Source organism: Streptomyces albiflavescens, assembly GCF_014645835.1.
Taxonomy (GTDB): Bacteria; Actinomycetota; Actinomycetes; order Streptomycetales; family Streptomycetaceae; genus Streptomyces; species Streptomyces albiflavescens.
On record NZ_BMMM01000018.1, the window covers coordinates 230,004 to 250,136 of the forward strand.

Annotated in this window: 22 protein-coding genes and 1 pseudogene; 11 read left to right on the plus strand and 12 right to left on the minus strand. The window is 71.4% G+C overall.

From position 1 onward, the window contains the following. Positions 1-32 precede the first annotated feature (32 nt). Together IEY95_RS38325 and IEY95_RS38330 are read right to left on the minus strand one after the other, a co-directional pair. Positions 33-2,030 carry a CocE/NonD family hydrolase gene (locus IEY95_RS38325; RefSeq protein ID WP_189190819.1) on the minus strand — a complete coding sequence of 666 codons (1,998 nt, stop codon included), beginning with the start codon at positions 2,028-2,030 and terminating at the stop codon, positions 33-35. A 19-nt stretch (positions 2,031-2,049) separates the two neighbouring features. Continuing rightward, positions 2,050-2,634, minus strand: a complete 585-nt coding sequence (locus IEY95_RS38330) for a hypothetical protein (RefSeq protein WP_189190820.1) — start codon at positions 2,632-2,634, stop codon at positions 2,050-2,052. 269 nt (positions 2,635-2,903) lie between these two features. Here IEY95_RS38330 and IEY95_RS38335 point away from each other — a divergent pair, with 269 nt between their 5' ends. Further along, positions 2,904-3,914, plus strand: a complete 1,011-nt coding sequence (locus IEY95_RS38335) for a polyprenyl synthetase family protein (RefSeq protein WP_189190821.1) — start codon at positions 2,904-2,906, stop codon at positions 3,912-3,914. 112 nt (positions 3,915-4,026) lie between these two features. On the opposite strand, the gene IEY95_RS38340 is transcribed toward IEY95_RS38335, so the two are convergent. Continuing rightward, a complete protein-coding gene (locus IEY95_RS38340; RefSeq protein ID WP_189190822.1) occupies positions 4,027-4,539 on the minus strand; it encodes a hypothetical protein in 513 nt (170 codons plus the stop codon). 190 nt (positions 4,540-4,729) lie between these two features. Here IEY95_RS38340 and IEY95_RS38345 point away from each other — a divergent pair, with 190 nt between their 5' ends. From IEY95_RS38345 to IEY95_RS38360, 4 genes are all read left to right on the plus strand, one after another. Next, positions 4,730-5,749: a CHRD domain-containing protein gene (locus tag IEY95_RS38345; RefSeq protein WP_189190823.1), complete on the plus strand. Its 1,020-nt coding sequence runs from the start codon at positions 4,730-4,732 to the stop codon at positions 5,747-5,749. A 238-nt stretch (positions 5,750-5,987) separates the two neighbouring features. Next, positions 5,988-7,187: a LolA family protein gene (locus tag IEY95_RS38350; protein ID WP_189190824.1), complete on the plus strand. Its 1,200-nt coding sequence runs from the start codon at positions 5,988-5,990 to the stop codon at positions 7,185-7,187. Positions 7,188-7,220: 33 nt separating this feature from the next. Beyond that, positions 7,221-8,213, plus strand: coding sequence for an ABC transporter ATP-binding protein (locus IEY95_RS38355; protein WP_189190825.1), 993 nt, complete (start codon positions 7,221-7,223; stop codon positions 8,211-8,213). Next, positions 8,200-9,108 carry an ABC transporter permease gene (locus IEY95_RS38360; protein WP_189190826.1) on the plus strand — a complete coding sequence of 303 codons (909 nt, stop codon included), beginning with the start codon at positions 8,200-8,202 and terminating at the stop codon, positions 9,106-9,108. Before IEY95_RS38355 ends, IEY95_RS38360 begins: the two co-directional genes overlap by 14 nt. A gap of 3 nt (positions 9,109-9,111) precedes the next feature. Here IEY95_RS38360 and IEY95_RS38365 read toward each other — a convergent pair whose 3' ends face one another. The 4 genes from IEY95_RS38365 to IEY95_RS38380 all read right to left on the minus strand — a co-directional run bounded on the left by IEY95_RS38365 (position 9,112) and on the right by IEY95_RS38380 (position 12,463). After that, complete coding sequence (locus tag IEY95_RS38365) at positions 9,112-9,705, minus strand: flavodoxin family protein (RefSeq protein WP_189190827.1); 594 nt, start codon at positions 9,703-9,705, stop codon at positions 9,112-9,114. Between the two features lie 212 nt (positions 9,706-9,917). After that, complete coding sequence (locus tag IEY95_RS38370) at positions 9,918-10,469, minus strand: NUDIX hydrolase (RefSeq protein ID WP_189190828.1); 552 nt, start codon at positions 10,467-10,469, stop codon at positions 9,918-9,920. Next, the gene (locus IEY95_RS38375) at positions 10,469-11,761 is read right to left on the minus strand and encodes an amidase (protein WP_189190829.1); all 1,293 of its coding nucleotides are present in this window, start codon (positions 11,759-11,761) and stop codon (positions 10,469-10,471) included. Before IEY95_RS38375 ends, IEY95_RS38370 begins: the two co-directional genes overlap by 1 nt. Before the next feature lie 147 nt (positions 11,762-11,908). After that, the gene (locus IEY95_RS38380; protein ID WP_229703634.1) at positions 11,909-12,463 is read right to left on the minus strand and encodes a DUF6668 family protein; all 555 of its coding nucleotides are present in this window, start codon (positions 12,461-12,463) and stop codon (positions 11,909-11,911) included. A 172-nt stretch (positions 12,464-12,635) separates the two neighbouring features. Here IEY95_RS38380 and IEY95_RS49620 point away from each other — a divergent pair, with 172 nt between their 5' ends. The 5 genes from IEY95_RS49620 to IEY95_RS38400 all read left to right on the plus strand — a co-directional run bounded on the left by IEY95_RS49620 (position 12,636) and on the right by IEY95_RS38400 (position 16,582). Next, the gene (locus IEY95_RS49620; RefSeq protein WP_229703635.1) at positions 12,636-12,851 is read left to right on the plus strand and encodes a hypothetical protein; all 216 of its coding nucleotides are present in this window, start codon (positions 12,636-12,638) and stop codon (positions 12,849-12,851) included. 60 nt (positions 12,852-12,911) lie between these two features. After that, positions 12,912-13,046, plus strand: a complete 135-nt coding sequence (locus IEY95_RS49625; protein WP_229703642.1) for a M23 family metallopeptidase — start codon at positions 12,912-12,914, stop codon at positions 13,044-13,046. Positions 13,047-13,141: 95 nt separating this feature from the next. Then, positions 13,142-13,813 (plus strand): hypothetical protein, encoded by a 672-nt coding sequence (locus tag IEY95_RS38390; protein ID WP_229703636.1) that lies wholly within the window; start codon positions 13,142-13,144, stop codon positions 13,811-13,813. Positions 13,814-13,821: 8 nt separating this feature from the next. After that, the gene (locus IEY95_RS38395; protein ID WP_189190831.1) at positions 13,822-16,086 is read left to right on the plus strand and encodes a single stranded DNA-binding domain-containing protein; all 2,265 of its coding nucleotides are present in this window, start codon (positions 13,822-13,824) and stop codon (positions 16,084-16,086) included. A 175-nt stretch (positions 16,087-16,261) separates the two neighbouring features. Beyond that, positions 16,262-16,582 carry a hypothetical protein gene (locus tag IEY95_RS38400; protein ID WP_189190832.1) on the plus strand — a complete coding sequence of 107 codons (321 nt, stop codon included), beginning with the start codon at positions 16,262-16,264 and terminating at the stop codon, positions 16,580-16,582. Here IEY95_RS38400 and IEY95_RS38405 read toward each other — a convergent pair. The 4 genes from IEY95_RS38405 to IEY95_RS38420 all read right to left on the minus strand — a co-directional run bounded on the left by IEY95_RS38405 (position 16,579) and on the right by IEY95_RS38420 (position 19,441). Then, positions 16,579-17,034 (minus strand): VOC family protein, encoded by a 456-nt coding sequence (locus IEY95_RS38405; protein ID WP_189190833.1) that lies wholly within the window; start codon positions 17,032-17,034, stop codon positions 16,579-16,581. The two genes, IEY95_RS38400 and IEY95_RS38405, sit on opposite strands and share 4 nt — an antisense overlap. Before the next feature lie 108 nt (positions 17,035-17,142). Continuing rightward, positions 17,143-17,346 (minus strand): hypothetical protein, encoded by a 204-nt coding sequence (locus IEY95_RS38410; RefSeq protein WP_189190834.1) that lies wholly within the window; start codon positions 17,344-17,346, stop codon positions 17,143-17,145. Between the two features lie 50 nt (positions 17,347-17,396). Then, positions 17,397-18,410 (minus strand): EamA family transporter RarD, encoded by a 1,014-nt coding sequence (rarD, locus tag IEY95_RS38415; RefSeq protein ID WP_189190835.1) that lies wholly within the window; start codon positions 18,408-18,410, stop codon positions 17,397-17,399. A gap of 176 nt (positions 18,411-18,586) precedes the next feature. Beyond that, the gene (locus IEY95_RS38420; RefSeq protein ID WP_189190836.1) at positions 18,587-19,441 is read right to left on the minus strand and encodes an NAD(P)H-binding protein; all 855 of its coding nucleotides are present in this window, start codon (positions 19,439-19,441) and stop codon (positions 18,587-18,589) included. A gap of 93 nt (positions 19,442-19,534) precedes the next feature. Between IEY95_RS38420 and IEY95_RS38425 the strand changes: the two genes are divergently transcribed. Next, a complete protein-coding gene (locus IEY95_RS38425; protein ID WP_189190837.1) occupies positions 19,535-19,936 on the plus strand; it encodes a winged helix-turn-helix transcriptional regulator in 402 nt (133 codons plus the stop codon). Positions 19,937-19,949: 13 nt separating this feature from the next. Here the strand turns inward: IEY95_RS38425 and IEY95_RS38430 are convergent. Continuing rightward, a pseudogene (locus IEY95_RS38430) lies at positions 19,950-20,133 on the minus strand (2-oxoacid:ferredoxin oxidoreductase subunit beta); the annotation flags it as partial.

The window sequence follows — 20,133 nt, forward strand, 5'->3', positions numbered from 1 at the left end:
TCCGCCCGTGAGATCCCGAAGCGCAACAGGCCCTAGCCCGCTGTTCGGGGGATCCGCTTCTCCCAGGTCCGGTGGAAGACCACCTGGTCGCCGTCCTTGCAGATCACCTCGTTGGAGGTGATGAAGTCCTCGGCGTCGCAGGTGATTTCGGAGATCGTCGAGATGCGTGCGTCCCACGGCAGGTCCGGGCGGTGCAGACGGACCGACCACGTCGAGCGGGCGCGAGCGGAGAGTGGAGCGGAGTCCTTGATGGTGTAGGTCTCCAGCGCGTTCTCGGTGAATTCGAGGCCGTCGGGGTAGACGCGCGTGCCCCCGTAGCGCGGGTCGACCTCCAGACGCCACGCGCCGGCGGCCACGTCGCGGACCATCAGGCGTTCCGGGCGGGGTTCGTCCAGCGTCGTCGGCACGACGACCCCCAGCGGTTCGGACTGCTCCGGTTCCTCGAACGTGATGGAGGACGTCGACTCCCGTGTTCTCACCGGGAGTTCCAGCACACTGCCCATCGGGTCCAGGGTGAAGCCGGCCTCCGAGCCCGGCTGGGGCCAGATCCAGGGCCAGTACGCGGAGGAGACGGAGAGGCGGATGCGGTTGCCGGGCGGGAACGCGTAGCCGATGGCGTTCAGGTCGAGAACCACCTCCTCCGTAGCCCCCGGTTTCCAGGGAACCGCCTGGTCGCGGCCGTGACGCGCTGACAGATTCAGTACACCCCGAGTGACGAGTGTCGAGGCTCCGTGGGGGGCCACGTCACAGAGGCGGGCGATCACCTGGCCCCGGGGAACCGAGGACCGCAGCCGCAGCCGGACTCTCGGACGGCCCAACACCCAGGTCTCCTCCGGTACTTCGAATTCGAAGCAGGCGGATCTCGCGTCCTCCTCCCGCTGGTCCGGGGGCAGGTCCGCGTCGTTCCCGAGGGGGAGGAAGCGCCCCGCGTCCGCCCCCGTGTGCTGGGGCGAGCGGATCAGCACCGGGTCGCCCTGGAGCGCGTACGAGACGGGGGTGACCGAGGGGGAGGGCCAGGCCGGGTCGCCCACCCAGCGGCCGGGGAGCTCCGGGTACACCGTCGCTGGGAGGTGTGCGTCCATCACGTACGAGCGCAGGAGGGGGGTGGACAGGGCGCCCGTGTCCTTGTCCCGCAGCCAGTGGTCCCACCAGCGCAGGGTCTCCTGGAGGAAGCCGATCGCCGGGCCGGGCGGCTGGCCCCGGTCGGGGTACTGGTGCGACCAGGGGCCGATCAGGCCGCGCACGCGATCCCGCGGAAGGTGTTCCACCAGTCGCAGCACCGCGTCGCGGTACGGGTCGTGCCAGCCGCCGACCGCGAGGACCGCAGCCCGGATCGTGCCGTAGTCCTCGCAGACGCTGCCGTGCCGCCAGTAGGCGTCCCGGGTCTGGTGGGACAGCCAGCTGTGGATGGCCGGGTCCACCGCCCGCAGGCGCTCCACCCACATGTCGCGCCACATCACCTGGCCCACGTGCAGCGGGTCGGGCGGGCGGGAGACGAAGGCGAGCAGGGTGGCCGCCCAGGCGTGCATGTCGATGGCGAGGACGGAACCTCCCATGTAGTGCGCGTCGTTGTCATAGCGATCGTCCGTCGAGCAGACCGTGACGATCGCCTTGAGCGGCTCGGGCGCGAGGGCCGCGATCCGAAGGGAGTCGAAGCCGCCCCAGGAGATGCCGAACATGCCGACCTTGCCGGTGCACCAGGGCTGGGACGCGAGCCAGTTGACGACCTCCACCCCGTCGGCAGGCGCCACCTCCGCGTACTCGTCCGTCGGCAGGCCCTCCGAGTTGCCGTGGCCGCGGACGTCCACCCGGACGGAGGCGTAGCCGTGGCCCGCGTACCAGGGATGGCGTTGCCAGTCGCGGGGCGCGGTCCAGTCCGTGAGGCGGCACGGGAGGTATTCGAGGAGCACGGGCACGGGTTCTTCGGTCAGCGGGCGCCATACGCGCGCGTACAGACGGGTCCCGTCCGGAAGCGGGATCCAGATGTCCTCGTGAGTGGTCTCGTACGGAAAGGACGTACGGATGTGCATGACAGTCACCCCAGTGGCTTCAGTGGACCGGGTGCGTCGTGCGGCGCAGCCAGGGAGCGAGGGCCGGCACGGCCGGGCCCGCGGCGACGGCGATCGCGCCCTTGGCGCCGAAGCGCGCTGTCAGCCGTCCGGCGGCGAGGAGTACCGCGCGCACGGCTGCCGTCGGCGGCCGCGGGGCGATCCGGCGGACCGCGCGGCGCGACGCGCCGGGCACGCGGGCGGAATCCGCCGCGTGTCCGCGTCCGGCCGGCCGACGGCGGCCCGCCATGTACGGGATGAGGCCGAACGCCGTCCCGATGGTCGCCGCCGAGAATCCCCCGTCGCGGCCGGTGGGCCGGCCGCCCGCGAGGGAGACCGGATGGACGAGCGTTCCGTATGTCGCCGACACGGGTGTCGCCGTGCCCGCGGTGATGCGCACGCCGCCGTGGCTGACGGGGTCGGAGAGACAGCGGACCAGGATCGCCCGCACGCCGAGGAAGGAGAAGCCTGCTCGGACCTCCGGGCCGGAGAGGGTCGGCAAGCCCCTTCGCCGGCCGGAGAAGGCCTGGTCACCACCCGGCGGCTGCCCGCTGCCGGGCTCGGTCTCGACGGCGCTTCGGGACACGGCGGGGTCCCTCCGGATGGGTCGTTGCATGTCCGGTCGTATCAGCTGATCAAGAACATACCGCTCGTGATCCGATATCGCCCGGGCGAGCGGGGGTACCTGCTGCTGGAGCGAAGTCGAGCGGGGGGGACGGTGGGCGCTCGTGGTGATCGAAACGTGACCGGATACGCTGACTTGAGTGATGGCAGCGACACATCGACAAACCGTGTCATCGACCGAATGATCGACCGAGTTCGCCATGTGATCGTCAGCAGACAGGAGAACCTCTCGTGACCGTCGTCGGGCCGTTCGGGCTGAGCGTGCGGGACCAGGCTCTCGAAGCCGATGTCCAGGCCGGATTGGCGGCTGTGGAGGAGGGCTTGCTCGAAGTCACCAAGAGCGAGGTCCCCTTCATTACGGAGGCCGCGCAGCATCTCCTCCGGGCCGGTGGCAAGCGGTTCCGTCCGCTGCTCGTGATGCTCGCCGCGCAGTTCGGTGACCCGTACGCGCCGGGTGTCGTGCCCTCGGCCGTGGTCGTCGAGCTGACCCATCTCGCCACGCTGTACCACGACGACGTGATGGACGAGGCGGACGCGCGGCGCGGGGTGCCCAGCGCGAACACCCGCTGGGGCAACTCGGTGGCCGTCCTCACCGGTGACTTCCTGTTCGCGCGTGCGTCGCACACCCTGGCCGACCTCGGACCCGAGGCCGTCCGGATCCAGGCCGAGGCGTTCGAACGGCTCGTGACCGGGCAGATCCTGGAGACCGCGGGGCCGCGCGACGGGCGTGACCCGGTCGACCACTACCTGGATGTGCTCGGCGGGAAGACCGGCTCGCTGGTCGCCGTCGCGTGCCGGTTCGGGGCGATGATGTCGGGCGCCGACGAGACGGTCGTGGACGTGCTGACGCAGTACGGGGAGCGGCTGGGTGTCGCCTTCCAGCTCGCGGACGACGTGCTGGACATCGCCTCCGACTCGCACGAGTCCGGGAAGACGCCGGGGACGGATCTGCGCGAGGGGATTCCCACGCTGCCCGTGCTGCGGCTTCGCGAGCGGGCGGAGCGGCTGGGACTTGCCGAGGACATCGCGCTGTGCGAGCTGCTCGACTCCGACCTGACGGATGACGCCCGGCATGCCGAGGCGCTCTCCCGGCTGCGGGTCCATCCCGCGCTGGAGCAGGCTCGACGGGACACCGTGCGGTACGCGGAGGATGCGCGGGCCGCGCTGGCTCCGCTGCCGGAGTGTGACGCGAAGGCCGCGCTGACGGAGCTCGTGGACGCGGTGGTGCACCGGGCCGGGTGAGGTCCGCCAGGGCGTCGCGACGCCGCGGAGATCCATCAGAAGCCCCCTAGGGGCGACGACGGCTCGGCTGCGACCCCACCCGGCGTGCACGGTCGCAGCCGGGGCGGCTGTCTCAGTAGCCGGTTCCTCCCGTGTTCGTTGCCGGTGTGCCCGACGCCTTCGCTCCTGTGGGCGTCACCGCGAACCATGTGCCGTCCACGCCCTGGCCGTACGCCTCCTTCGGTTCGTCGTCCTTGATGTAGCGGTACAGGGGCCAGCCGGCGAGCGTGAGCTGGGTGGTGCCGTCCGTGCGCTTCACCGTGGAGACGAGGCTCTTGTCGATGCCCTTGGTCGTGATGGCGCCCTGGGCCGTCGCGGCGGGCCAGAGCTTGGCGCAGCCGTCGTAGCAGGTGACCTTGGTCGGGTTCGCGGAGTCCGCGTCGAAGCGGTAGAGGACGTAGCCCTTGCTGTCGGTCACGACCGTGCCGACGCTCTTGACGTCGGCGGCGGTCAGCGTGGCCCCCGAGGCCGTCGAGGTGCCGGCCTTCTCGCCGCCACCGCCACCGCTTCCGCCGCTTCCGCATCCGGCGAGCGTGAGCGCCACCACCGCGGTGCCCGTGGCCGCGTAACCAATGATGTGCCGCATGGCTACCCCCTTGGCCGATGCCGATTGCTCCCACCCCGATGTACGGATTTGGGCGGGTTATCGCTTGGCCTTGGAGTCATGTGATGCAGGTCACATTGTTGGATTGAGTCCAGGGTCGGATTCAGTCCGTACTCATGCCCAGAAGCTGACGCAGGGGGTGTCGGCTGAGATACGGGGAGAAAACAGAATCATGGGATCGAACGCCACGTTCACCACGCGTCGCAAGAGCCTGATCCTGACCGGCGTCGCGGTGGCCGCCGCGGCCGGTGTCGCCGCCGCCGTCATCCCGGCGGTCGCCGACAGCGGCAGCCACGGCAAGAGCCACAGCGGTACGAGCCACTCGATGCACGGCGACCGGACCATCGTCACGCAGAGCGGCGTCATGGGCGGCAGCGGCGGCACCATCCTCGCCACCAGCCTCAACGGTGCCAACGAGGTGCCCGTCCAGGGCGGCCCCGCCGTCGGTGACAAGGACGGCGCGGCGCTGGAGTTCATCAAGGTCAAGGGCAACAAGGTGTCCGTCGCCGTGACCTGGCGCGGCACCGGCAGGCCGACCCTGCTTCACATCCACCAGGGCGCCAAGGGCACCAACGGTGGTGTCAAGGTCGACTTCACCAAGTTGCTCGACAAGATCAAGGGACACAGTGTCGTCGGTACCGTCAAGGTCGAGGATGCGGCTCTGCTCGCCGCACTGAAGTCCGACCCCGGTTCCTTCTACGCCAATCTGCACACCGCCGAGTTCCCGGGCGGTGCCGTCCGCGGCCAGCTCCACAAGGTCACCAGCTCCTTCGACTTCCGGCACGCCCTGAACAACTTCCAGGCGTCCGTCGTCAAGGGCAAGCAGATCTACGAGTGCAAGCCGGTCGAGGGCGGCGGGTACGCCTTCGCGCAGCGCGATGTCGCGGCCCTGCTCGGCGGCCATATCGCACACTCGTTCGTGAAGCCCAACTCTGGTACGCCCCAGTGGGTCGCGCCCGACCGCAGCGCGGTCACCGGCGCGCTGATCTCCAAGACCCCGAACGGCGACAAGAACATCCCCGAGCTCGACCTCAAGGCCACCCAGTCCGGCAAGCACCGCGGCCTGCTGGCGGGGACGCAGGAGATCCTGCGCCTCAACACCGTGGGCGGCGTGGCCCCGGCCGGGTCCTGCTCGCCGGGGACGATCGTGGGGGTCCCCTACCAGGCGGACTACGTGTTCGTGCAGCGTTGATCGACCGAGCGCATGGAAGGCGGTGTCTCCGTCGACCCCTACGGGTCGGGGGAGGCACCGCCTCCTCACGTCATACCGCAGGAGTACGTGGAGTTGAGTCCGGGGTCTGACGCTTCTCTGCGGCCGATTTGGTCAGATTGAGTACACCACTCCTCACCGGTTCGGGTGAGAATGGCGGCTCAGGGGTGGAAGAGCGTGAGGACGGTAGGCCGCCGCCGACGACGGAGGTAAGGCACACATGGCACCGTACGAATCCGACGACAGCACGAAGGCCGACGAGGCCGAGGATGTGCGCGCCGGGCGACGCAAAGCCGCGCGGTACGTCGTCCCGGTCGCGGTGGTGGGGGTGGCGGCGGCGACCATCGGTCTCGTCCCGGCGCTCGCCGACTCCGGCGACCCCGACCTGCCGAAGATCACCGCACAGCAGCTCATCGAGAAGATCGCCACGTCGGACGTCCAGCAGCTGTCCGGCACCGTGAAGATCAGCACCGATCTCGGCCTGCCCAACCTGGGCGGCCTGGAGAGCGGCCTCGTGTCCGGCGCCGCCAAGGGCGACGGCGGCTCCTCCGCCGACCCGCAGTCCAAGCTGCTCGAACTCGCCTCCGGCACGCACACGCTGCGCGTCGCGGCCGACGGCCCGGACAAGGGCAAGGTCTCCCTGCTGGACAGCGCCGCCGAGTACAGCGTCATCCACAACGGCGACGAGGTATGGGCGTACGACAGCAAGTCGAACGAGGCCTACCACGCGACCGCGCCCAAGTCCGAGAGCCAGAAGGAGAAGGAGGAGGTCCCCTCCACGCCCAAGGACTTCGCCGACGAGGCCCTGAAGTCGGTCGACGACACCACCTCCGTGACCGTCGACGGCACCGCGCAGGTCGCCGGCCGTGACGCGTACAAGCTGCTCATCAAGCCGAAGCAGTCCGGCTCCACGGTCGGCGCGATCAGCATCGCGGTGGACGCGAAGACCGGGATGCCGCTGAAGTTCACGCTGACCCCGGCGAGCGGTGGCGCCGCCGTCGTGGACGCGGGCTTCACCAAGGTCGACTTCGCCAAGCCGGCCGCGTCGACGTTCGACTTCACGCCGCCCAAGGGCGCGAAGGTCACTGAGGGCGATGACCTGAAGAGCGAGGACAAGGCCCAGCCGAAGGGCGACGAGGACTTCGCCGAGGGCCTCGACGGCCTGAAGACCCTCGGCAAGGGCTGGAACTCCATCGCCGTGTTCGACACGGGCGGCCAGGGCATGCCGTCCGGCTCGTCCGGCAACGGCGACGTCGACGGCTTCCTGAACTCCCTCGGCGACCACGTCACCGGCAAGTTCGGCTCGGGCACGGTCTTCTCGACCCGCCTGGTCAACGCGCTGATCACGGACGACGGCAAGGTGTACGCCGGTGCCGTCACCAAGGACGCGCTGGTGAAAGCGGCCGACGCCGCCCGGTAGTCACGGTATGCGCACCATGAATTGAGGGAGCCCATGGAGGAACTGTCCGCCGCGGAACCGGACATGGTGGACACGGGAGGCGCAGTTCTCGCGGAGGACACCGTGATCGCCACCCGCGCGCTCACCAAGCGCTACCGCGGCGGACAGCTCGCCGTCGACGGCCTGGACCTGACCGTCCCGGCAGGCAGCGTCTTCGGCTTCCTCGGGCCGAACGGCTCGGGCAAGACCACCACCATCCGCATGCTGATGGGCCTGATCGAGCCGACCTCGGGCACGGCACGCGTGCTGGGGCAGCCCATGCCCCGGGCCACCCGCGCCGTGCTCCCGCATGTCGGCGCCCTCATCGAGGGCCCCGCGCTGTACGGCTTCCTCTCCGGGCGCGACAACCTCGTCCGGTACGACGCCGCCGACCCGACCGCCGACCCCCGCACCCGGCGTACGCGCGTCGCGGCCGCCCTCGACCGGGTCGGGCTCACCGCCGCGGGCGGCAAGAAGGCGAAGGCGTACTCGCTCGGTATGAAGCAGCGGCTCGGGCTAGCGGCAGCGCTGCTCCAGCCCCGCCGACTGCTCGTTCTGGACGAGCCGACCAACGGCCTGGATCCGCAGGGCATGCGTGAAATCCGCTCCTTGGTCAGGGAGTTGGCCTCCGACGGCACGACCGTCTTCCTCTCTTCGCACCTCCTCGACGAGATTGAGCAGGTGTGCACACACGCGGCCGTGATGGCGCAGGGGCGGCTCATCACCCAGGGCGCGGTGGCCGATCTCGCGGCGGGCGCGCGGGGCCGACTCGTCGTGACCACCCCCGACCCCGGGGACGCGGCGCGCGTACTGAAGGAACAGGGCGTCACGGATCTCGTTGTGACCGATACGGGCGTGACCGCCGAGCCGCCGGACCGTGAACTCGCCGAGCTGAACGCCGCGTTGGTCGAGGCCGGCGTCCGGGTCCGCGGCTTCGGGGTCGAGCGGGCCTCCCTGGAGGACGCGTTCGTGGCGCTGACGGGGGAGGGATTCGATGTCGCGGGCTGAGGCGGTACCGGGGTCCGAGGCGGTGCCTGTCGAGGGCACAGCCGTACGGAAGCCGAGCCCCCTGTGGACCTTCGGACTCTTCCGCAGCGAGCTTGTCACCACCTTCCGGCGCTGGCGGACGATCGCGCTCCTCGGCGTGCTGGCGGCCGTGCCGATCCTCATCGGCATCGCGATCAAGATCGAGACGAGCGACGGTTCGGCGGCGGGCGGTGGCGGCGGCGAAGGTCCGGCGTTCATCTCGCAGATCACCAACAACGGCCTGTTCCTGGTGTTCACGGCGCTGGCCGCGACGCTCCCCTTCTTCCTGCCGATGGCGATCGGTGTCATCGCGGGCGACGCGATCGCGGGCGAGGCCAACGCGGGCACGCTCCGCTATCTCCTGGTCGCCCCCGCGGGCCGTACGCGCCTGCTCCTCACCAAGTACGCGACCACGATGACGTTCTGCCTGGTCGCGACCCTGGTCGTGGCGGCGTCCGCGCTCATCGTGGGGGCGCTGCTGTTCCCGCTGGGTGAGCTGACCACGATCTCCGGGACCCGGATCAGTTTCACCGACGGGCTCGGGCGGGCCCTGCTCATCGCGCTGGTCGTCGCCGCCTCACTGACCGGCGTCGCGGCGCTCGGCCTGTTCATCTCCACCCTGACCAACAGCGGCATCGCGGCGATGGCGACGACGGTCGGCCTCCTCATCACCATCCAGATCCTCGACCAGATCCCCCAGCTCCACGCGCTCCAGCCGTACTTCTTCTCCCACTACTGGCTGTCCTTCGCCGACCTCATGCGCGACCCGGTGTACTGGGACGACCTGTTCCGCAACCTCGGACTTCAGACGCTGTACGCGGCGGTGTTCGGGTCGGCGGCGTGGGCGCGGTTCACCGCGAAGGACATCACGGCGTAGGACTCACCGGGCTGCGGCCTCGTACGGGAAGCGGGCGAGCGGCGGGTCCTGTGCGAAGAAGGTCTTCGCGCGCGCCAGTGCCTGCGTGTCGTTCAGTACATCGCCCCGCGCGCTGCCGTTGCCCAGCAGCACCCCGCCGAAGCGCATCTTCAGATACGCGGCGGAGTTGTTGAGCGTGCCGATCAGCGGCTCGGCGACCTCCGGTTCGCTGTCCGCGAGGGCGCTGACACCCCAGAGCGTGCGACCGGCCAGGGTCGCCTTGAAGTCGACACCGGGGGTGCGCAGCCAGCCCGACCAGTAGTCCAGGTAGCGCTTGGTGAGGCTGGAGACCGAGTACCAGTACAGCGGCGAGGCGATCACGATGTCGGTGGCCGCGAGTGTGGCCTCGAGCAGCAGCGCCGGGTTGCTCCCGGCGGGGGAGCGCACATGGTCGCTGTCGCGCCGCAGGTCCACGAAGTCGGGCAGCGGATGCTCGGCGAGGCTCAGCCAGCGCTGCTCGACATCCGCGGGCAGTTGTTCCGCGGCTTTGCGGGCCAGTATCTCGGTGTTGCCGTCAGCGCGGCTGCTGCCGAGCACGAACAGGAAGTGGCGGCTCATGGGTCCCCCTGGAGCGCGTGAGTTCGCGTGAGTGCACGGCGAACGGTGACTACATGCGCACACAATATATGCGTGCGCATTTACTGTCCAGGGGTGCTGCCTCGGCCACGCCACGGCACGGCACGGCACGGCACGGCACGGCGGCACGGCACGGCACGGAGCGGCACGGCACGGCACGGAGCGGCACGGAGCGGCACGGAGCGGTTCAGATGTCAGGCTTCGAGCAGGGCTGCCCAGGCTCCCAGGTCCAGCAGGAGAGCCATGACGCCGATCAGTGTCGCGCTGCTGACGATCTCCCGGCGGGCGATCATCCCGGGGATGTCGGCCAGCGGGATCCACTCGAGGCGGTCCGACTCATTGCGTTCGGTCGGCTCGCCGACCCGGGTCGCCCGATCCGCGCGGAAGACGAAGTGCTGGGAGTCGGTGATGCCGCCCGCCGGCTGCGCGTAGATCAACTCTCGCAGCGAGTCCGGGCGCCAGCCGGTCTCCTCCTCCAGCTCCCGCGCCGCCGTGTCCTCGGGACGTTCCCCCTCCTCGACCAGGCCCATGGGCAGCTCCCAGCCCCAGGTGTCCGTGACGAAGCGGTGCCGCCACATCATCAGTACGCGCCGCTGTCCGTCCACCGCCGCGGTGACGGCGACGTCCCGCAGCCGGACGACGTGGTAGTCGCCCCGGGTGCCGTCGGGCCTTTCGACATCGAGGGAACGCACGCGGACCCAGGGCGTGTCGTGCAGGGTGCGCTCGCCGTGGACGGTCCATCGCATCAGTGCAGGTCCTGTTCTCTCGTCCGATGGAGCTCGTTCAGCTGCGCGACCCGTAGGAGCAGCGGCTCGGCACCGTGCCGGGCCACGAACTGGAGGCCGACGGGGCAGCCGTCGGGGCCGAAGCCCGAAGGGATGCTTGTCGCGGGGTGGCCACTCAGGTTGAACGCCCAGGTCAGAGCGGTGGAGTAACGGTCGCCCGGTCCCTCGTGGCCGTGCGGTGGGTTCGGTGTGGTCGGGGTCAGCAGCAGTGGAATCTCGGCGAAGAGCCCGGCGAGCAGGTGGTCGTTCGCCTCCCGGAGCGGCTGAGCCACGGCGGCATCGGCACCCGGCGTCCGCAGCGCCAGCCAGGCGGGGGCGGGGTCCTCCAGGCATACGTCGCGGGACACCAGCCGTACGATCCCCGCCTCGACGAGCCGCTCCACCGCGCCGTGAGCGACGGCCGCGATGTCCGCATCGGTGTCGGCGAAGCCGAGGTCGGGGGACCAGACGGCGGGGAGGGGGGACGGGGCCGGGGGGCGGCTCGGGTGTGGGTCCGGGTTCTGGCTCGTGGTCGGATCCGGGCTCGTGGTCGGACCTCGGCCCGCGTGGCCTAAATCCTGACCCCGGTTCGGTGCCCGGTCCGGTGTCCGGTCCAGTCTCGGCGGTGTGCTGCCGGACACGACCCGCCAGTACGCGGCCGCGTCGGCCGCGTTGCGCGTCAGAACGCCGGCCGCCGTGAGGCCCGTACGGTCGGTGGACGGGAGTCGGCCGTTCGTGCTCTTGAGGCCGAAGGCGCCGCACCAAGCGGCGGGGATCCGTACGGAGCCCGCGCCGTCGCTGCCGGTGGCCATCGGTACCAGTCCCGCGGCGACGGCGGCCGCGGACCCGGCCGAGGAGCCGCCCGGGGTCCGGTCGGCCCGCCAGGGGTTGACGGTCCGTCCATGTGCCCCGAGCCCCCAGGTCTGCGAGGCCGTACCCGGCCCTGGTACCGACGTGGCCCCTACGGGCACACACCCGGCGGCGACCAGCGCGCCCGCCGTACGCAGCCCGCGGCGCCCCTTCACGCCGATCGGTACCCCCGCGAGCGGCAGCCACTCGCCCGCGGCGATCCGCGCGTCCACCTCGCCCGCCCGCCGCAGCGCCTCCTCGCCCCACACCGCCGCGAACGCGGAGAGGGCCGGGTCCACCCGTTCGATCCGCGCCAGCGAGGCAGCGACCACGTCCACCGCGCCGACCGTGCGCGCCTGGACGGCGGCGGCGATGTCCTCGGCCGACAAGGACGGATAGCCGTCCGGCGACAGATCCAGTTCCATGGGTTCTCGGGGACTCCTTCGGAATGACTCGTACGGCGTGACACGTACGGCACAACTCGTACGCGGCTCAGCGGGCGGGACGCCCGCCGGGGCCCGGTGGTTTCGGCTGCCGGGGGAGCTTGGGGACGGAGACCGTGTGCAAGGTGCTCATGGGGTCGTCTTCCCGGTCAGTCGGGCCAGTGATGCGATCTCGCGCGGCAGCGGTCCCGTGAGGTCGCCGGTGCGCCACGCGGGCACCCAGGGCACCCGGTAGACGTCGATGACAGAGCCGATCACCTTGATGTGCTGGGTGAGTTGACGAGGCAGCCGCCCCGGCGCGTCGGCGACCAGGACGATGGCGTCGAGGTCGAGCCGCGGGGGCGCGTCGCCGCGCCGGAAGATGTCGAGGGCGTGCGAGACGGCTTCCAGGCCGGCCGCGTGCGTACGCCCCACGAGGAGGACGGAACCCGGCTCGCCCTGCTCCGGCCGGGGCCAGTTGCGGCCCGCGTCGTGACCACCGAAGACAGCGGCGAGCGTGGAGGCACCGGCGCCGCCGTGTGTGGCGACCCAGGCGTACTGCCGTGTGCTCACCGGGAGTTGGTGGGATTCCGGCCCCTCCTCCTGCGGCCGGTGCGGCTCCGGTTCGCCGACCGGCCCGCGGATCCATATCTCGGGCCCGTCCGGCCCGCGCCGCTCGTTCCCGTGCATCGCCACCCCCTGCATCGCCACTCTCCTCCGTCGTCGCTCACCGATCTTCACGGCGCCCGAACAGGTTAGGTAACAGGGCGTGAGTTCCTGGGACGAGCCTGTGACGCCGTGGTGACGCATGGAGGGGGTGGGAGCCGAGAGACTCAACTGCATGTACGCGACCGGATTTTGTGGCTGAGGGGAGCCGATGTCCAACGGGGGCGGAAGCACCATTACCTGGGTGGTCGGCGGCTGTCTCGCCGCGGTGATCACGCCGGTGGTCATGATGGTCGCGGTACGCGGATCGGAGAGCGAGGCGGATACGGGGTCGGGGGCGGGCGGCGGGCTGGAGAACGGCAGCGTGCCCGCGGCGTACGTGCCCCGGGTCCTGAAGGCGGGCGCGGGTACGGAAACCGTGTGGTGATCTCCCACGGAACCATCGAATGGCGACCAGATCTCGACGACCTACAACCACACGTCCGCCATCGACGTCAGTGTCGAACAGAAGGCGAAGGTCGGCCGGCAGGTCGGCGCGGTGGGTCCCACCGGTCACTCGACCGGACCGCACGCGCACTTCGAGGTCATGCAGAACGGCACGTACGTGGATCCGGCACCCTGACTGGGGCTGAAGTGAGGAGGGGGGCGAGGATGAGGACGCGTACGAATACGGGTACGAGGACAGGTACGACGACGATGCCTACGAGGAAGATCCCCGTGGCGGTCGTGTCCGTGACGGGGCTGTGGGCGTTGACGGGCTGTGGTTTGCCGGATCACCGTGAATCGGTGGGCGTGCCCGGCTCGTCGCCCTCCGGGATCCCGTCGGTGGTGCCCCAGGCGCCACTGCCGTCGGGCAGGCCGCTGGGCGCCGACGCACGGGTGCCGAGCCCGTCGGGCGTCGACGGGACGGATGCGACAGAGGTATCGGAGGCGTGGGCGGAGGTGGCGTACGGCTATGACACGAAGTACGACTCCGGTCCACACGATGCCGTGCTGCGCTCGGCCCGCTGGTTCACGGCGAAGAAGGACGCCGCCGAATGGTCGTACCGACCCGCGTGCGGGGCGGGCAACGACTGGAACACCTGGGCCGGCCACAAGGCGTGGAGCACGATGGACGTGACCGCGGACGACGACGGCGACGGGCCCGTCGACACGGCCGTCGCGGCGCACCGCGCCCTCTTCGTCGACTGCACGGCCCCAGGTCACGCCGGCTGGACGGGCACAGGGCCGCGCGCGAACGTCTGTCTCAAGCTGACCCGTGCGGGTCGGGGGCAGCCGTGGCACGTCGACGAGGTGACAGCGGTGGAGGCCGCGGTTCCCCCGTCCCCCTCTCCTTCGTCCCCCTCCCCTTCGTCCTCGTCTCTCTCTTCCTCGTCCACCCCTTCGTGAGGGAACCGATGTCTCGACTCAGCCGCGAACAGAAGCGGGAACTCAAGCGGCAGCGCGCGGGCGGTGCCGTGCCCGGGGGGCAACCGGCCGTCGGGGTGACACCGATCGAGGTGCGGGTGCCGGCGTCCGCGGGTGGCCCCACAGGTGGTGACACCGGTGGGGCCACGGTCGGCGGCATGCCGGTTTTCGCCGCGCCCGGCGAGACCGTCCACGCCGCCGTCCTGAACTACCTCCACCGCCTCGCGCTCGCCACCGGCCACCCCGTCCTCGCCACCATCCACGACGAACGCATCGGCTACGTCGTACCGCTCCAGGTGTACGTGGACGGCTCCAGCCGATATGCCGGGGAACCGGTGCGGGTGGGGGCCGGGACGTCGGCGGTGCCGGGCGACTGGCCGGCGGGGAACGCGACGGAGCCGCAGCCGCGGGGCCAGGTCCGGCAGCCGCAACCGCGAGTCCAGCAGTCGCAGCCGCATTCGCATCCGCAGGAGCAGCTGGGGCTGGGCGAGGCTCGCGAGTCCGGGGGCGCGCAGGCACCGCGACAGCAGCCGCGTGAGCCTGAGATTCGGCAGTCGCCGCGGCCACCGGCGCCGCCGGCCGCACCGGTTCCGCCTGCCCCCGTCGTCCCTCCGGCATCCGGTGACCGGGCGCCCGAGGGTCCGGCGACCGGAGCGCCGACAGCGCCCGAAGCACCGCCGGTTCCGCGCCGGGACAAGGCGACCTACGTGCTCCGAGCGGTACCGGAACCGACACCCGAGCCTGCCGCTGCGCCTGCCACTGCGCCTGCCACTGCCCATGCGCCTGTCGCGGAGCCTGAGCGCCCGCCTGCGCCTGAGCCCGCGCCTGCCGCGAGGCTTGAGCGGGCGCCCGCGCCGGTGCCCGTCGCGGAGCCGGAGCTCGGCCCCGCACCTGTACAGAGCCCGGAGCCGGCGCCGGCACCCGCCCCGAATCCGGAGCCCGCGCCCACGCGTTTCGCCGAGCCGGAGCGTGCGCCCAAGCCCGCGCCCCCGCCCACGTTCCCGTCCGCACCCGAGCCCGCGCCCGTGCCCCCGCCCCCGCCCTCGCCCACATTCCCGTACGCACCCGAGCCCGAGCCGGTGCCGGCACCGGCACCGGCACCGGCGAGGCCCGCTGCGTCCGCCGATCCGGCGCCCCTTCCGACGGCCGCCGCGCTGTCCTCCACACCGGCACCGGCGCCGGTTTCGGCGAGTGCCGTCCGGCCCCCGGCGCCACTGCCCGTGGGTGAGCCCGTGGCGCCCGCCCCGGCTCCCGTGTCGGCGATTCCCGCCGCACACACCGCCCCGACACTGGAACCGGCACCTGCTCCGGCGCCCGCTGCCCCGGCACCTGATCCCGTACACGCCTCGGCACCCGCCGACCCGGCCGCCGAACCCGTACGCCCGCCGGCGCCTCCCGCTCCGGCCACCGAACCGCTGCGTCCCGCGGCGCCCCCCGTCGCCCCCGAGCCCAGCACCCCCACCCCGTCGACCTTCGTGCTGCGGGCGGTGCCCGAGCCCAAGCCGCTGCCCGGGAGCGCGGCGACGCATGTGCTGCGGGCGGTGCCGGAGTCGGCGGCCGGGGTTGTGGCGGCTCCGACGGGGGAGTTCGGGCCGGCTCCGGTGGCCGATGGCGTTCCCGTGCGGAAGCCGGTCCCGGGGATGGAGGCCATGGCCATGCTGGATCCGGAGCCCGAGCCGAAGCCCGCACCGGTGCGGGGCTTCGACGCTGTCGCCGAGGCGGTGCTGGCGCCGAACCCGGCCCAGGAGGGCGACGCCGCCGCGGCGTTCCTCGTGGAACCGGTGGCGCGGATCAACGAGGCCGTGAAGATGGGGCGGATCGAGGCGGCCTCGGGGATGGCGGAGCGAGCCGTCGCGGAGGCGGCGCAGTCGCTGGGCGAGGAGCACCCGGAGGTGTTGAAGCTGCGCGAACTGACCGCGTACATCGCCTACTTGACCGGTGACGCGCTCAGGTCGTTCCACCTGTCGCTCGACCTCGCCCGGGTTCGCCGACGCCACCGCGACCCGCGTGCCGCGTACGGCAACGTACAGAGCGCGGCTGCGGCCTGGCGCGCCGTCCGCGACCCGCTGCAGGGACTGCACCTCGGACGCGATCTGATCAGCGTGTGGACCGAGCTCACAGCCGAAGGCGGCCCCGCCGCCGACGACATCGAGCAGCTCGAATCGGCCCGCACCCGCATGGGCCGCCTCGCCGAACGCGCCCGCGTCCTGGCCGACAACCCCTACACCCAGAGCCCGCAAGCCCCTGGCCAGTGACGACCGAAGGGATCGAGGGACGGGAGCACGGAGGCCGGACCAGTCCGTCGTCGGTGGTGACGGCGGACTGGTCCGGCTCGACCACGGCGAGGCAGCGGCGACGGCGACCGGGCCGACGCCGCCCGCCGTCGCTCAGCGCGCCCGCACGAACCGCGCCCGCACGAATCGCGCCCGAATGACGCGCGCACGCGAACCGCACCCCTTCGACCCGCGCCCGCGCATCGAGGTGTACGTCAACGAGCCGACCGGCACGATGAGGTGGCGCACGCTCGCCGCTTCCGGCGGAACCGTCCAACGTGGCGGCCCGCGCGCCCGCGTCGCCTCCCGGGGCGCCGCCCCCATTCCTACGCACTCGGCCGCCGTACGCAGCGCGGTGAGCGTCCCGGTCGAGACGCTCAGCCCGGACCAGCTGCGGCATCACCTGGCCCAGGTCGGCGCCCTGCGCTCCCGTGTCGCGGCCGACCTGGCGCTCTCGAAGGGGCGTGGCCGGAGCTAGTGCACGCAGAACTCGTTCCCCTCCGGATCCGCCATCACCACCCACGCGCCCGCCGGCTCCTTCACCTGCCGGAGCACGCTCGCCCCCAGCCCCTCCAACCGCTCGACCTCGTCCGTGCGCCCCTCGCCCGGGTGCAGATCGAGATGGAGCCGGTTCTTGACGGTCTTCGGCTCCGGTACGCGCTGGAAGAGGAGCCGTCGGCCGAGGCCGGTGCCGCGCTCCTTGTCGTACGGGTCGTCCGGGTGCCGTACGGCGATCAGGTCCCGGAAGGCCGGGCGGCCGTGGAACTCGACGGTGGCCTCGGCCGGCAGGGCGCCGAGGCTCAGCAGCCGTTCCACGAGGGCGCTGTTGTCCTCGACCTCGTAACCGAGTGCGGCGGCCCAGAAGTCGGCCTGGGCGTGTGGGTCGGCGGCGTCGATGACGAGCTTCCAGTGCAGGGGAGTAGGCGTCATGGGTACCACTTATAACGTCCCGCCCCGGCCGCTGTGCGCCGCCCGGGTTTTCTCGCCCCTCCGCCGTGCGGTCCGGTGGGGGGCGTTCGCCAGGCCGCTACGCCGGCTTCAGTGACCCTCGGCGGTTTCGTGCTCGCTGCCGTCGCGTACGGGCTGTTCCTGCCGGTCCGGCGCGGACTGGTCGTACGCGGCGATGTTCCGACGCTGATCATCGTGGGCACCGCGTTCGCCCTCGCCCACGGGCCGCTGACCATCGCGGCGACGGACGGTGTGGCGGAGGAGGTGCAGGGCCTGGCGAGCGGGCTGCTGCACACGGCCACATGGTTCGGCTCGGCGTTCGGGATCTCGGCGGTGGCCGCGGTCTACGGCTTGGCGTCCACGGGGCCGGGTCCGGCCGCCACGCTGTCCGCCTTCCGTGCGGCGCTGACCGTGCCGGTGGCGATGGTCGTCCCGGGGGTCCTGGTCTCGGCCCTGAGCGTGCGCGCCGCACGACGCGCGGTGCGCAGCGCGTCGAAGGTGAGCAGCGACAGTGCCAGCCAGACCAGCGCGAACCCGGCCCAGCGCTCGGGCGGCATGGCCTCGTGGAAGTAGAAGATGCCGAGCAGGAACTGGAAGACGGGTGCGAGGTACTGGAGGAGCCCGAGGGTGGACAGCGGGACGCGGATGGCGGCGGCCCCGAAGCAGACGAGGGGAACGGCGGTCACGAGACCCGTCGCCGCGAGCAGCGTCGCGTGGCCCGCGCCCTCCGTGCCGAAGGTCGCGTCACCCTTCGTCCCCAGCCACAGCAGATAGGCCAGCGCGGGCAGGAACTGGATCGCGGTCTCGGCGGCGAGCGACTCGATGCCGCCGAGGTTGACCTTCTTCTTCACCAGTCCGTACGTGGCGAAGGAGAAGGCGAGACAGAGGGAGATCCACGGCGGGCGGCCGTATCCGATCGTGAGGACGAGGACCGCGGCGAAGCCGACGCCGACCGCCGCCCACTGCACCGGCCGCAGCCGTTCCTTGAGGAGCAGGACGCCCATCGCGATGGTGACGAGCGGGTTGATGAAGTAGCCGAGCGAGGCCTCGACCACGTGCTCGGAGTTCACGGCCCAGATGTAGACGCCCCAGTTGACGGTGATGACCGCCGCCGCGATCGTGATCAGACCCAGCTTGCGCGGCTGCCTGATCAGCTCGCCCGCCCAGGCCCAGCGCCGCATCACCAGCAGCGCGGCGCCGACCACGGCGAGGGACCACACCATTCGGTGGGCGAGGATCTCGACCGCCCCGGCGGGCTTCAGCAGCGGCCAGAAGAGGGGGACGAGCCCCCACATGCCGTACGCCGCGAAGCCGTTCAGCAGACCTATGTGCTGCTCGCCCCTCGACTTCCGGGCCACCGGCGCCTCCTTCTCGTATGACGGCCGCTCCTGTGTGGCGGAGCAGCCTGAAAGAAGGTAGCGCCGAGCGCCCCCACCTGTCATGCCCGTATCGCCATACGGTCATGACAGGTAGGGGTGCGGAGGGCGGCACCCAGGGCCGGGAGAGGGAGTCGGCCCGGGTGGCCGCCGGGAGGTCAGCCCTGCAGCGCCGCCTTGATCGACTCGGTGATCGGCGTGGTCGGGCGGCCGGTCAGGCGGGACAGGTCGCCGGTGATGACGGCCAGCTCGCCCTTCTCGATGGACGTGTCCACGCCCGCCATGATGGCGACGAGGCCCTCGGGCAGGCCGGCGCCGGTCAGGATGCCGGAGTACACCTCGACGGGAACGGCGTTGTAGACGATCTCCTTGCCGGAATGCTCGGCGATCCCGGCCGCGTACTCGGCGAAGCCGAAGGAGGTGTCGCCGCTCAGCTCGTACGTCTTGTTCTCGTGGCCCTCGCCGGTCAGCACCGCCACGGCGGCAGCCGCGTAGTCGGCTCGCGCGGCGGAGGCGACCCGGCCCTCGCCGGCGGCCTGAACGACGGCGCCGTGCTCGAGGACGGGGGCGAGGTTCTCGGTGTAGTTCTCGTTGTACCAGCCGTTGCGCAGCAGGGCGTACGGCAGACCGGATGCCAGGATCGCCTCCTCCGTGGCCCGGTGGTCGTCGGCCAGGGCGGCCGTCAGGCTGCCGGGGGCGCTGGTGTAGGCGAAGAGCGCGGCACCGGCGGCCTTGGCGGCATCGAGGACGACCTGGTGCTGGGCGACGCGGCCGAGATGGAACTCGTTGCCCGAGATGAGCAGCACCTTGTCGCCGGCGGAGATGACACCGTCGAAGGTCTCGGGCGCGTTGTAGTCGGCGACCGCGATCTTCACGCCGCGCGCCGCGAAACCGGCGGCCTTCTCCTGGTCACGGACGACAGCGGTGATCCGGTCCGCCGGGACCTTCTCCAGCAGCCCCTCGATGACGAAGCGGCCGAGGTTTCCGGTGGCTCCGGTGACGACGATGCTCATGTCTGAAACAACTCCTTGTGGGGTGGGTATGCCACTTACTCTAGGAGCTGCACTAACCCTTCGAAAGTACCCACTTTGAAGTAAGGTACTGGCATGGCCGTAAGTACCACAGCAGTCAGCAAGTACGACATCGGCGAAGCGATGTGCCCGTACCGCCTGGTCCTGGAGCACGTCACCAGCCGCTGGGGTGTACTCGTTCTGATCGAGCTTCTGGAGCGCCCGTACCGTTTCAGCGAGCTGCGCCGCGCCATCGGGCGCGTCAGCGAGAAGATGCTCACCCAGACTCTGCAGACCCTGGAGCGCGACGGTCTCGTCCACCGCGACGCCAAGCCGGTCATCCCGCCGCGCGTCGACTACTCGCTCACCGACCTGGGCCGCGAGGCCGCCGTGCAGGTGAAGGCGCTCGCGATCTGGACCTCGGACCGGATGGACGACGTCGAGAAGGCCCGCCGCGCATACGACGAGGCCCGGGCGGCGAGCGCCCGGGCCTCGTGAACCACCGGTTCGGCTAGCCGACGACCGTCCAGGTGTCGCCGCCCGCCAGCAGCGCGGCGAGCTCGCCCTTGCCGTTCTGCTCGATGGCCGTGTCCAGCTGGTCGGCCATCTGGGTGTCGTAGACCGGCCGGTCCACGGAGCGGAGCACTCCGATGGGGGTGTGGTGGAGGGTGTCGGGGTCGGCGAGCCTGCTGAGC

Excerpts from the sequence above, each read along its gene's own strand:
- IEY95_RS38325 (WP_189190819.1), bottom strand. The coding sequence starts at position 2,030 with ATGCACATCCGTACGTCCTTTCCGTACGAGACCACTCACGAGGACATC.
- IEY95_RS38340 (WP_189190822.1), bottom strand. The coding sequence starts at position 4,539 with ATGCGGCACATCATTGGTTACGCGGCCACGGGCACCGCGGTGGTGGCG.
- IEY95_RS38345 (WP_189190823.1), top strand. The coding sequence starts at position 4,730 with ATGGGATCGAACGCCACGTTCACCACGCGTCGCAAGAGCCTGATCCTG.
- IEY95_RS38350 (WP_189190824.1), top strand. The coding sequence starts at position 5,988 with ATGGCACCGTACGAATCCGACGACAGCACGAAGGCCGACGAGGCCGAG.
- IEY95_RS38355 (WP_189190825.1), top strand. The coding sequence starts at position 7,221 with ATGGAGGAACTGTCCGCCGCGGAACCGGACATGGTGGACACGGGAGGC.
- IEY95_RS38360 (WP_189190826.1), top strand. The coding sequence starts at position 8,200 with ATGTCGCGGGCTGAGGCGGTACCGGGGTCCGAGGCGGTGCCTGTCGAG.
- IEY95_RS38365 (WP_189190827.1), bottom strand. The coding sequence starts at position 9,705 with ATGAGCCGCCACTTCCTGTTCGTGCTCGGCAGCAGCCGCGCTGACGGC.
- IEY95_RS38370 (WP_189190828.1), bottom strand. The coding sequence starts at position 10,469 with ATGCGATGGACCGTCCACGGCGAGCGCACCCTGCACGACACGCCCTGG.
- IEY95_RS38375 (WP_189190829.1), bottom strand. The coding sequence starts at position 11,761 with ATGGAACTGGATCTGTCGCCGGACGGCTATCCGTCCTTGTCGGCCGAG.
- IEY95_RS38380 (WP_229703634.1), bottom strand. The coding sequence starts at position 12,463 with ATGCAGGGGGTGGCGATGCACGGGAACGAGCGGCGCGGGCCGGACGGG.
- IEY95_RS49620 (WP_229703635.1), top strand. The coding sequence starts at position 12,636 with ATGTCCAACGGGGGCGGAAGCACCATTACCTGGGTGGTCGGCGGCTGT.
- IEY95_RS38395 (WP_189190831.1), top strand. The coding sequence starts at position 13,822 with ATGTCTCGACTCAGCCGCGAACAGAAGCGGGAACTCAAGCGGCAGCGC.
- IEY95_RS38400 (WP_189190832.1), top strand. The coding sequence starts at position 16,262 with ATGACGCGCGCACGCGAACCGCACCCCTTCGACCCGCGCCCGCGCATC.
- IEY95_RS38405 (WP_189190833.1), bottom strand. The coding sequence starts at position 17,034 with ATGACGCCTACTCCCCTGCACTGGAAGCTCGTCATCGACGCCGCCGAC.
- IEY95_RS38420 (WP_189190836.1), bottom strand. The coding sequence starts at position 19,441 with ATGAGCATCGTCGTCACCGGAGCCACCGGAAACCTCGGCCGCTTCGTC.
- IEY95_RS38425 (WP_189190837.1), top strand. The coding sequence starts at position 19,535 with ATGGCCGTAAGTACCACAGCAGTCAGCAAGTACGACATCGGCGAAGCG.